This is a genomic window from Kitasatospora sp. NPDC059817 (assembly GCF_042731835.1).
Lineage (GTDB): Bacteria > Actinomycetota > Actinomycetes > Streptomycetales > Streptomycetaceae > Kitasatospora.
Genome location: NZ_JBHWIR010000153.1, coordinates 7,923 through 18,746, shown reverse-complemented (window position 1 = coordinate 18,746; position 10,824 = coordinate 7,923). Strand labels below are relative to the sequence as shown.

The following is a 10,824-nucleotide window of genomic DNA, read 5'->3' as shown; positions in this document are numbered from 1 at the left end:
CAAGCCGCACACCGCTACACCCTGTGGTATGGTGGGCTGGTATTTGTGTATAAGACACCGCATCTCACACCCCCCCCCCCTCCGCGGGCCGGGACCGCCACCGGTCCGGGCCCTCGTGCGTCCGACGGGCGCCCCCGCGACGGCCCCGCTAGCGTGGCCGGTGGAGCGGACCACTCGCGGAAAGGCAACCGATGGAGATCCTCGCGTACGGGGTGCAGGCCGACGAACGGCCGCTGCTGGAAAAGGCCTTCGCCGGCCGGCACGGGCTGCGCTGCCTGAGCATGTTCCTCAACCGCGACACCGCCCCACTCGCCGCCGGCTACCCCGCCGTCAGCAGCAGCGTCAACGCCGTCCTCGACGCCGAGACCCTCGCCGCCCTCGCCGCCGGAGGCACCAAGCTGATCGCCCAACGCTCCACCGGCTTCAACAACATCGACCTCGACGCCGCCGCCGACCTCGGCCTCACCGTCGCCCGGGTCTCCCACTACAGCCCGTACTCGGTCGCCGAACACGCTTGGGCCCTCGCCCTGGCCGTCAACCGCCGCCTCACCCGCGCCGCCAACCGCTCCCGCGAGTTCGACTTCCGCCTCGACGGCCTCCTCGGCCGCGACATCCACGGCATGACCGTCGGCGTCGTCGGCACCGGCAAGATCGGCGAGTGCTTCACCCGGATCGCGGCCGGCTTCGGCACCCACCTCCTCGGCTGGGACATCGCCCGGAACCCGGCCTGCCTCGACCTCGGCATGACCTACACCGAACTGCCCGAACTCCTCACCCGCGCCGACCTGATCAGCCTCCACGTCCCCCTCCTCCCCGCCACCCACCACCTGATCAACGGTGGCGCCCTGGCCCGGATGAAGGACGACGCCATCCTCGTCAACTCCAGCCGCGGCGGCCTCATCGACAGCGCAGCCCTCGTCGAAACCCTCCGCGCCGGCCGCCTCTCCGGCGTCGGCCTCGACGTCTACGAAGAAGAAACCGGCGTCTTCTTCACCGACCGCTCCATCGAAGGCATCACCGACGACGTCCTCGCCCGCCTCGTCACCTTCCCCCAAGTCCTCGTCACCAGCCACCAGGCCTACTTCACCCACACCGCCGTCGGCCAGATCATCGACGCCACCACCCGCAACATCGACGACTACGCCGCCGGCCGCACCAACGAGAACACCCTCGTCCCGAGGAGCTGCTGAGCCTGAAAGCGTGATGCCGGATCCATTTACCTGACAGCCTCTGGACGGTTCCAGTAGCCCTGAGCTGTGAGATACGTGCAGGGCGGCGGGTTGACCGACACCGAGAGGGCCGCGCGGGAGCAGATCCGGCTGCAGACCGTGGAACGCTTCGAGGGCGGGGAGAGGAACCGGGAGATCGCTACCGCACTGCAGGTGAGTGACCGGTCGGTGGAGCACTGGCGCCGGCAGTGACGTGAGCGAGGCTCCTGTAGGGCCCACCAGGGCGCCCCAGGCTGACCGAAAGGCAGAGCGTCCGGCTGGAGCGCGAGTTGGAGCGGGCTCCGCTGATGCACGGCTGAGAGAACCAGCGCTGGACACCCTCTCGGGTGAAGACGCTGATCGGCCGACTGTTACACGTCAGCGACGCGGCGGAGGAGACCTAGACCCTGCTCAAGCGCCAAGGCTGATCGTGGCAGCGGCCAGCCCTCAGGGCCATCGAGCGGGACGCCCAGGCGGTCGAGTTGTGGAAGGAGGAGGTCTGGCCACAGGTGGAAGCACCGCGGCGGCTCGTGGAGCATGGCTGGTCTTCGAGGGCGAAGCCACACAGACGCTGAGGCCGCCTCGTACCAGAACCTGGGGCCGCGTGGGCCGCACCCCTGTGGTCCACGTCCGCAGCAGGGGGTCCGGACGGGTCTCCATAGCCGGGATGGCCTGCTACAAGAAGGGCGAACGCTCCCGACTGATCTACGGGCTCCGCGTCCACCAGGGCCGAAAGGGTGAGCCGAAGGCGTTCACCTGGCGAAACTACCGGGACCTGATCGTCCGGGCCCGCACTCAGCGCGGCGGCCCGATCGCGCTGGCCTGGGATAACCTCTCCGCCCATCTGATGCCACAGATGAAGGAGTTCATCGCCGCGAACAGCGAGTGGCTGACGGTCTTCCAACTTTCCTCACACGCACCGGACCTCACACCCAGGAGGGGATCTGGGCGCTGATGAAACGAGGGATCGGCAACCTCGCGGTCGTCAACGTCGACCACCTCGCCAAGGCCGTCAAGCGGCGCCTCATGAAGATCCAGTACCGCCCCCATCTGATCGATGGCTGTCTCGCAGGCGCCGACCTGATCATGTGCGGCTGACCACGACCAGGCCCCGACATCACGCTTTCGACTTCAGTAGCGCCTCGAACTCGAACCCGCCCCCACATCTACCTCGGACACCTCGAACGCGGCATCTACACCGACCTCCTCGTCCAGACCGGCGAGACCACCGCGCTCACCGACCCACTCCCCCTCGACATCGAGCCCGCGAAGCTGCGCCGGTAGCCCCGCGAACACCGAGACGGCCAGGCGCCTCAGACGAGGTGCCTGGCCGTCGGCCCGGCTGACTTCTACGGCCCGGGCCCGGGCTGCGCTGAGTCGCTCCGGTCACTGCACCGGATACCCGACGAGCGCCGGCGGGCGGACCCTTTACCTGCCCCGGTCCTGGACCGAAGACCGGGCCCGGCGCGAGCGGGCCGCACCTGGCCTGGCAGATGATCGAACGCGCCCTTGACGTCGGCCGGCGTGATCTTGGACGTAAGGTCCCAGACCACACCGGCACCGAGGATCTTAATCCCCTGGATAGGCTATGAAGAGATTCCCTTTCGAATTGTCATCCCGATCATCGAAAACCATTCAAGGCAGGGGATACCAATCGAGGTCGGGTCAAAAACTACATCCCCGTTCTGCAGCCATAGCCCCTTGGCGTCATGCTCTGTCAACTCGGAAATCGCCTGATCGATATCATTGAGGACTGCATATTTTATCTCTCCCGTCTCATGCTCCAGGAAATCCCGAAGTGCCCCCAGCGGCTCCCCGACGGGAATTATGCAGTCCTGGTGAAAGTAGGCGCGAGCAAGGTACACGAGTTCTGGATAATTTTTCATAGTGCAGGATAGGACGTCTCTATTCGGAATCCTTCGGGCATGGTCAAGTCCTTTCGGAGCCAGGTTATCACTCGATTCGGCGTCACGAATTTACCAGTAGAGTGCTGGTATGCCCTAGACCCCCATGGCGCCCCCATGGAAATAAGTTCAACTTTGAATTTTTGCCCATCGAGGAATTCTTGAACCTTTTCAGAATTCTGTCGGATATTTTGCAGCGTAGAGAACTCGGCGCCAGCCCAGTCCTCAAAAGTGGAGGCGACGTCGACGTCCGTACGGTCAATTAGTTCTTTATCGCTCTTACCAACATGCTTGGAGATTGTATGCCCAATCTTGCCACTTTCATGCTCTTGCAGCCTGCTGACCTTCCAACAGTCGAATTCTGCCGCGTTGTGTACGAGGATCGACGAGCTGCCGGCCATGACAAAGTACGTGTGGACGGTGTCGACGGTGAGGTTGTATGCGGGCTGGAGGGTCTTCCAGTGCTTGCTGGTGGTGATCTGTGCGGTCTGGCCGGTGGCCGTGCGCACGGTATCGCCGGTTGTGAGGTCAGCAGCGTTTCGCCACGCGTGCTGGTTCTCCGCCCAGAACGGGTGCTGGTCGGTTGAAGTGATGGTGGCCGTGGTGCCGTCCGGCGACTGGATGGTGAGGTCGGTGAAGTCTCGGTCGTCGGGCGTGTAGATAGTGGCATCGACACGGCGGGAACTGGTCTCACCGAAATCGGGGTCGGCTGCCGTCACGTAGTCGCCGACGCGAACCTGTTCGATCGGAAGGGTCGATCCGTCCGCCATCAAGACCTTCGTGCCCGCCGGAAAGCTGTTTGGAAGAGGGGCGCGGACGGGGCATGATTTCGGGGTTCGCGCGACCACCTTCTCGATGAACTCGGCCGCTTTTTTGCCCCAGGATCCGAACTTCTTCGTCCATTGAACAAATTTGGCGATCGCTGCGGCGTCGCCCACAATGGGGATGGCTCCGATGCAGGACTGGGTCGCCTTTTCTACCTTGCCTTCGATCCCGTAGTAGGCGCAGTTGATCAGGTCGGCGATGTCGGCGAGTCCGGGTGCGAAGACGCCGCCGACGCCGCCGATGACGTCGAGGGTAAAGTGGATGCCTTCGGAGATGATGTGGTAGAGGGAGTTAACGTCGTCGTTCTTCTCCTTCTGCTTCTTGATCTCCTCTTCGATCCCGGCGATCGCGTCCTGCTTGGCCTTCGCGGTCGCCTCGTCCTGTTCCTTCTGCGCCTGCTCGGCTTCCTTTCGCGCCTTCTCGACGGCCTCGCGGGCAGCCTTCTCCTCGGCTTCGTACTTGGCCTGGTGGACGTTGAACGCATCATCGGCAGCAGCCTGGGCAGCGATCGCGTCCTTACCTGCGGCCACTGCCGACGCCCTTGCGGCAGCCGCGGAGCTGTACGCGTCGTCGGCACTCCACTGTGCTCGGCTCGCCGACTGGCCGGCTTGCTTGGCTGAGTACATGGCCTCTGCCGCGCTCCGGCGGGCCAATCCCTCCGCAGCCTTGGCGGTCTTGGCGGACTGGGCGGCCTTGGCAGCGTCGGACTGAGCGCGGTCGGCTGCGGACTGGGCCGTGGTGACGTAGTCCGCTGCCGTGTTGGCCGCCTGCTGGGCGGTGTTGGCGTAGCCGTTGGCCTCCGCTGCCGCGCCGCGGGCGACTGCGGCGGCGCGCTGGGCCTCGGCGGCGGTCTGCTGGGCGCGGGCCGAGGCCGCAGAGGCCTGGGCGATCAGACCGGTGACATCGGCGATGTGAACGGCCGCCAGCTGGTCCTTGCGCTGTGCGGTGTACTGACCCTCGGCTACGAAGGCGCGCAGCTTGACTGCCGCTCCTTCGAGGGCGATGCGGGCGGCGGCCTTTCGCTCATCCCCGGCACTGTCGATGAGCCGGGCGGTAGCAAGGCGGTCGTCGGCGCTCTGGGCGTCGGTGAGTCCCTTGTCGAGGAAGGCTTGGAGTGCCTCGGGGGTGTTGGTCTTCAGTGCGGCGAGGCCAGCGGCCTTGACGGCGGGGCCGGCCTGGTCGGTGATGCGGGCGATCTGGAGGCGGTTGTCGGGGGCCGCGGCCTGGTACTGCCCGGTGCTGACGAACTCTGTGGCCGCGGTGCCGTCGGCGGTGAGGGCGGTGAAGGCGGCGGCACGGACGGCAGGGTTCTCGGAGGTCTCGTACAGGTGTGTGGCCTGTTCGCGGTCGTCCCGTTCGACGGCCTTGGCGCGGCCGGTCTTGACGTAGGCGAGGACGGCGGCGTCCGGGCCGGAGAGGGCTTCCTCTGCGGCGGCGGCGCCCCAGGGGCCGGAGATCTTGCGTGAGAGCAGGGCGAGCTTGCGGCCGTCGGTGGCGACCTGTTCGGGGGCGGTGCCGGGCTGGGCGGCGGCCTGGGCGAGGCGGTCAGCCTCGGTCTTCGACTTCTGGACCTCCTGGCGTGCCTGTTCGATCTCGGTCTGCTTGTCGGCCTCGGCGGCCTTCTCGGTCTTGGCCACCTCGATCGCAGCGGCGGTGCGGCTCTTGAGGTCCTCGGCCTCGGCGCGGCGGGCCAGATCCTGGATCCCGTTGGCCTTGTCGACCGCGTCCTTGGCCTCCTTCGCGAAACCTGAGGCGGCGTCCGCGTGGTTGGTGGAGTCCTGCGCGGCGGAGGCGCTCTGGCCCGCGTGGTCGGCGGCGTCCCGCGCCGCCTGGGCGGCGGCGTGGGCGTGGGACGCGGCGGAGGCGAGGAGCGTCTTGGCGTCGGCAGCAGCCTGGGCGGCTTCACCGGCCAGGGCCTGGGAGGCCTCGTTGGCGCGGCCGGCCTCGGCGGCCTGGCGACGGGTGGCCTCGGCGGCGCGCTTGGCCTTGTCGGACTGCGCTCCCGCGCGGGCGGCGGCGGCGCCGGCCTGCTCGGCCGAGCCCGCGGCGGCGTCGGCGTTGCCACGGGCACTGAGAGCGGAACCGGACGCGGTCTTGCTCTCGCCTGCGGCCTTCTGAGCCTGCTCCAGCGCCTTCTGGGAGTCCTCGGCGATCTTCGCGGCCGCGTCGGCGTCCTCGGCGGCCTTGCGGGCCGCAGCGGTATTGCTCGCGTCGCCGGCCGCCGCAGCGGCGGCACTGCGGGCGCGGGAGGCTGCCTGCGAGGCGGCGCCAGCAGCGGCGGCGGCCTGCGAGGCTGCGTAGGCGGCGGTGCGGGCCGAGCCGTGGGCCCCGCGGGGGGGGGGGGGTTTCGGGGGGCGCGGCGCGCCCCCCCCCCCGCGGGGGGGGGGGGGGCGGGGGGCGGCCCGCCCCGGGCCGCCGGGGGGGGGGGGGGGGCGCCGGCCCCCCCCCCCGCGCCGGCCCGCTCGGCGGCGGAGGCCGCCTTGTCGGCCGCGACGCCAGCCTTGACGGTGTCGTTGCCTGCGGCCTGCGTCTCGGCGGCCGCCCGGGCTGCATCGCCCTTGGCTTGCTGGGAGTTGGCCACGGCCTTGGCCGAGGCCTCGACCGCGTTCCTGGTCTCGAGCACCGCCTGGTCGCTGGCCGCTCGGGCCTGCTGCGCGAGCTGGCTGATGCCCGCGCGTTCCTGGTCGCGGTTCTGTGCGACGTACTGCCCGACCGCCAAGAACTCGCGGACGTCCTCGATGGATCCGTTCAGGGCAGCGCGGGCAGCAGCCTGGGTGTTGGAGCCTCCGGCGCTGAGGATCTGGACCAGTTTGACGCGGTCGTCGGCCTCGCGCGCCTGATACTGACCCTCAGTCAGGAATGCCTTGACGTCGTTGATCGTGCCCTTGAGGGCGTCCGCGCCCGCGGCCTTGACCCCGGGGCCCGCGCCGTCGATAACCCGGGCGGTCCAGACCCGCTGGTCGGTCTCCAGAGCCGGCTGCCAGCCGTTCAGCAGATAGGCGTTCAGCTCTTCGGGAGTGCCCACGATCGCCTTGCCGGCGGTCTCACGGACCTTCGGGCCGCCGATGTCGAAGATCTGCGCGACGTCGAGCAGCTGGTCGGCGTGGCGGGCGTCCGCCAGTTCGCCGTCCAGGAAGCGCCGCACGTCCTGATCCGAGCCGGTCAGTGCCGCCTCGGCGAGCTTCTGGACACTCGGACCTCCCGAGAGCCAGGCAGCCACGGCGCGAGACCTCTCGCTCTGCTGGCTCGCTGGCTCGGCTGGCTGTTCGGCCGCGAAGGCGGGCAGACCCGTGCCGAGTAGCCCGGTCATGAGGGTCAACGGCAGCAGCCGAACGCATAGCGTGCGTAGCGCCAATATCCCGCGCCTCCCCCCTCCACATGAACCAACGTTAAAACTCTGCACAGGAACCCTCCGCTGCGATCGAACAGCTGATATCTGACGCAGCGGAGCGTATCCCGGACGCAGCCGGTATCGGCAAACCGATCCCCACTAAGGAATCTGACTTCATATCAGAAAAGGAGAGGATTCAACTGGGCGCACACTAGCTGAAAGTCTCTCAAAACAGACATTCAACTCACACCATTATCTAGAGCATCAAACCACCTCCCCCAGCGGCCCAGGTCGGTCACTGTCGACCGCCAGGAAGCAGAAGAGGGGGGCTTGATGGCCTACTATTTGCCTTCACATTGCCCCCTCCTTCCTGGACTCCGACTTCCTTCCTGGACGAACAAGAGGCGGGGCATTAGTCGGGCACTGCCAGAGGGAATCTGTCGATCGTTGAGGTGGATGGCAGGCCCTCGGTCGGCCCATGGAAAGGAATACCCGTGCACCCTCGTATACCCAGGTGGCTGGCCGTTGGCGCCGTCGCAACGAGCGCCACGCTCGCGGCATCGGCACTCGCGGTCGCGGGCGTAGCGCCCGCCGACAACTCCTCGGCGCCGCCAGCCGTCGAGGACTTCGCCTACCCCGGAACCTCGCCGTTCCCCAACGTCAACTTGCTGCGGGGGGACGGGCACATCCTGCTGGCCAACTGCAACACCGACGGACAGATCCGCGTGTATAGCAAGGACCTGCCCGACGACAAGGGCAACGTGATCTGCTTCCGCGCCACGGCCGCCACCGGCTACCTCGTCGTGGAGGTCCCCAACGTCTTCCACATCAGGGCCGAGCAGCACCCGGTCACCGCCCGCGTGACGGCCGACGGCCAGTCACGCACCATCGACATCGCCAAGAACGACGGCGTGAGCATCGGCATCGGCAGCAGCAACAACCAGGTGCCGACCACGCTGCTCGAACTGCGCGTCACCGGCTGACCGGGGTGTCGTCCATGCCTACCGGCCCGTCGCAGCGTCCCCCGCTTCGGGACCGTCTCCGCACCGCACGACGGGCGGACCGTGCACGCACCCTGCGCTGGCTCACCGCCCTCATCGCGGCCGTGACTGCCGCCGCCTTCGGTTCCGCGCTCGCCACCGCCGACACCCCACCGCCCACCACCCAGGCCACCGACACCCCCGTAGCACCGCCGGCGGTCGAGGACTTCGGCTACCCGGGCGCCTCCGGCATCAGCAAGGTCAAGCTGCTGCGCGGCGACGGCACCGTCGTGCTGACCGACTGCGCCAAGCCCTCACAGATCCAGCTCTGGACCCGTGCCCCGGGCAACACTGACAACAAGGCCTGCTTCACCGCCACCGGCCCGGCGGGCTTCCTCACGCTTCAGGTGCCGGACGTGTTCGCGGTGCAAACCTCCGACCGGTCCCTCCAGGTCGACCTCACCGCCGCCGACACCACCCAGAGCGTGGACGTGCCCAAGGACGGCTTCAAGGGCCTGGGCGAAGGCCTCAGCCAGGCACCGACCACCATGGTCCAACTGCACGTCACCGGCTGACCAATCCGGCCGTCCCACACCGCTTCCCACTTCCCCAAGGACTGAACTCTCTTGTCTGGCACCACCACGCGCACCTCCTGGAAGGCCGCGCTTCTCACCACCGCCATAGCCTCTGGAGCGCTCACCACGCTCGCCGTCTCCCCGGCCGGTGCCGTCCCCGGCGACCCCGCCGCCGGCGGCTCCTATGCTTACACCGTCCGCCTGGCGATCGGCGACAACGTGCGCGTCTGCACCGGCGCGCTGGTCGACCGGTACTGGGTGATCACCGCCGCGTCCTGCTTCGCCGACGACCCCGCCCAGCCGCAGGCCCTGGCCGCGGGCGCGCCGAAGTGGAAGACCACCGCCACCATCGGCCGCACCGACCTCACCACGAACGCCGGCACGACCACCGAGATCGCGGAGCTGGTGCCGCGCCAGGACCGCGACCTCGTCATGGCCCGCCTCGCCACCCCTGTCACCGGCGTCGCGACGCTCCCCGTCGCAACCGCGGCGCCCACGACCGGCGAGAACCTGCGCGTGCCCGGCTACGGCCGCACCAAGGACGAGTGGGTGCCGAACAAGCTCCACTCGGGCGCCTTCACCCTCGACACCGTCGCCGCGACCGCGATCGGCACCACCGGTACCGGCGGCGCCGCGATCTGCAAGGGTGACACCGGCGCCCCCGCGATCCGGGAGAAGAACGGCAAGGCCGAACTCGTCGCGGTCGCCTCCCGTTCCTGGCAGGGCGGCTGCCTCGGCGAGACCGAGACCCGTACCGGCGCCTCCTCCAGCCGCGTCGACGACCTCGCCGGCTGGGTCCAGCAGACCGTCTCCACGTGGGGCACCAAGGTCGACTACTCCTCCGCGGTCGTCAACTCCGTGTACAACCCGGACTCCAAGACGGCCGAGATCTTCGCCCTGGGCACCGACGGCGTCCTCGCCCACGCCTCCAACACCGCGGGCAAGGGCTGGAACAGCGGCTGGGAGGCCCTGGGGGACTGGCAGTTCACGGGCATCCCCGCCACGATCTACAACCCCGCCACCAAGGCCACCGAACTGTTCGCCATCCGCAAGACCGGCGAACTCGGCCACAACTACTGGGACCCGGCCACCAAGAAGTGGGCCGGCTGGAGCGTCATCCCCAGCGCCCTCAAGCTCAAGGCCAACCCGGTCGCCGTGTTCAACCCCTCGAACCAGACCGCCGAGGTGTTCACCCTGGACACGAACGGCTACATGACCCACACCTACAGCACCAACGGCGCCCGCTGGGACGACGTCCGGGGCCTGGGCACCTGGCAGTTCACCGGCACCCCCACCACCCTCTACAACCCCGCCACCGACGCCGTCGAACTCTTCGCCACCAGCAGCCGCAACGAACTCGGCCACCTCTACTGGGACAACAAGGCCAAGGCCTGGAGCGACTGGGGCACCATCGGCGGCCAGGCGGTGACCGGCAGCCCCACCGCCGTCGTGAACCCGGCCAACAACAGCGCCGAGGTCTTCATCACCACCACCACCAACACGATGGCCCACAGCTACAGCCTCAACGGCGCCCGCTGGTCCGACATCACCACCATGGGCGGCTGGCAGTTCAACGGCACCCCCACCGCCGTCTACAACCCCGCCGCCAACTCCGTCGAACTCTTTGCCGTCCGCAACACCGGCGAACTCGGCCACAACTACTGGGACAACAAGACCAAGACCTGGGCCGACTGGAGCACCATCAGCGACTGGAAGTTCTCCGGCACTCCCTCCGCCACCTACAACGCCTACATCAACACCCTCGAACTCTTCGCCACCGGCACCAACGGCACCATGTCCCGCGCCACCTACAAGGACAACAACTGGCTCGCCTGGGAGACCATGCCCGGCTGGACCTTCGCCACCACCGGCTGACCCAAACCCACCGCACCAGCTGACCAGGCCACGACGGCACGGTGCGCCCCTACAGGCCGCCCCCATCACGGGCGCACCCCCCTCTGACAACGGCCAGGCATGGCGCGGGGGGGGGGGGGGGGCCCC

Annotated in this window: 9 protein-coding genes and 1 pseudogene; 7 read left to right on the top strand and 3 right to left on the bottom strand. The window is 68.3% G+C overall.

Annotated features, from left to right (window positions below):
- Positions 1-191: 191 nt before the first annotated feature.
- From ACFV61_RS26830 to ACFV61_RS26815, 4 genes are all read left to right on the top strand, one after another.
- The gene (locus ACFV61_RS26830) at positions 192-1,190 is read left to right on the top strand and encodes a 2-hydroxyacid dehydrogenase (RefSeq protein WP_380494341.1); all 999 of its coding nucleotides are present in this window, start codon (positions 192-194) and stop codon (positions 1,188-1,190) included.
- Positions 1,191-1,256: 66 nt separating this feature from the next.
- Positions 1,257-1,421 (top strand): helix-turn-helix domain-containing protein, encoded by a 165-nt coding sequence (locus ACFV61_RS26825; RefSeq protein ID WP_380494339.1) that lies wholly within the window; start codon positions 1,257-1,259, stop codon positions 1,419-1,421.
- Between the two features lie 391 nt (positions 1,422-1,812).
- Positions 1,813-2,163 carry a DDE endonuclease gene (locus ACFV61_RS26820; RefSeq protein ID WP_380494337.1) on the top strand — a complete coding sequence of 117 codons (351 nt, stop codon included), beginning with the start codon at positions 1,813-1,815 and terminating at the stop codon, positions 2,161-2,163.
- Entirely contained in the window at positions 2,163-2,306 is a 144-nt protein-coding gene (locus ACFV61_RS26815) for a hypothetical protein (protein WP_380494335.1), read from the top strand. The genes ACFV61_RS26820 and ACFV61_RS26815 overlap by 1 nt, the downstream gene beginning before the upstream one ends.
- 488 nt (positions 2,307-2,794) lie before the next feature.
- On the opposite strand, the gene ACFV61_RS26810 is transcribed toward ACFV61_RS26815, so the two are convergent.
- The 3 genes and pseudogenes from ACFV61_RS26810 to ACFV61_RS26800 form a co-directional block, all read right to left on the bottom strand.
- On the bottom strand, positions 2,795-3,094 hold the full coding sequence (locus ACFV61_RS26810; protein WP_380494333.1) for a contact-dependent growth inhibition system immunity protein: 300 nt from the start codon (positions 3,092-3,094) through the stop codon (positions 2,795-2,797).
- Complete coding sequence (locus ACFV61_RS26805) at positions 3,091-5,574, bottom strand: polymorphic toxin-type HINT domain-containing protein (RefSeq protein WP_380494331.1); 2,484 nt, start codon at positions 5,572-5,574, stop codon at positions 3,091-3,093. Before ACFV61_RS26805 ends, ACFV61_RS26810 begins: the two co-directional genes overlap by 4 nt.
- A gap of 1,115 nt (positions 5,575-6,689) precedes the next feature.
- Positions 6,690-7,247, bottom strand: a pseudogene (locus tag ACFV61_RS26800) (ALF repeat-containing protein); the annotation flags it as partial.
- A gap of 515 nt (positions 7,248-7,762) precedes the next feature.
- On the opposite strand from ACFV61_RS26800, the gene ACFV61_RS26795 reads away from it, so the two are divergent.
- From ACFV61_RS26795 to ACFV61_RS26785, 3 genes are all read left to right on the top strand, one after another.
- On the top strand, positions 7,763-8,251 hold the full coding sequence (locus tag ACFV61_RS26795) for a hypothetical protein (protein WP_380494329.1): 489 nt from the start codon (positions 7,763-7,765) through the stop codon (positions 8,249-8,251).
- 122 nt (positions 8,252-8,373) lie between these two features.
- Complete coding sequence (locus ACFV61_RS26790; RefSeq protein WP_380494327.1) at positions 8,374-8,823, top strand: hypothetical protein; 450 nt, start codon at positions 8,374-8,376, stop codon at positions 8,821-8,823.
- A gap of 51 nt (positions 8,824-8,874) precedes the next feature.
- On the top strand, positions 8,875-10,698 hold the full coding sequence (locus ACFV61_RS26785) for a trypsin-like serine protease (protein WP_380494325.1): 1,824 nt from the start codon (positions 8,875-8,877) through the stop codon (positions 10,696-10,698).
- Positions 10,699-10,824 lie beyond the last annotated feature (126 nt).

Excerpts from the sequence above, each read along its gene's own strand:
- ACFV61_RS26830 (WP_380494341.1), top strand. The coding sequence starts at position 192 with ATGGAGATCCTCGCGTACGGGGTGCAGGCCGACGAACGGCCGCTGCTG.
- ACFV61_RS26815 (WP_380494335.1), top strand. The coding sequence starts at position 2,163 with ATGAAACGAGGGATCGGCAACCTCGCGGTCGTCAACGTCGACCACCTC.
- ACFV61_RS26810 (WP_380494333.1), bottom strand. The coding sequence starts at position 3,094 with ATGAAAAATTATCCAGAACTCGTGTACCTTGCTCGCGCCTACTTTCAC.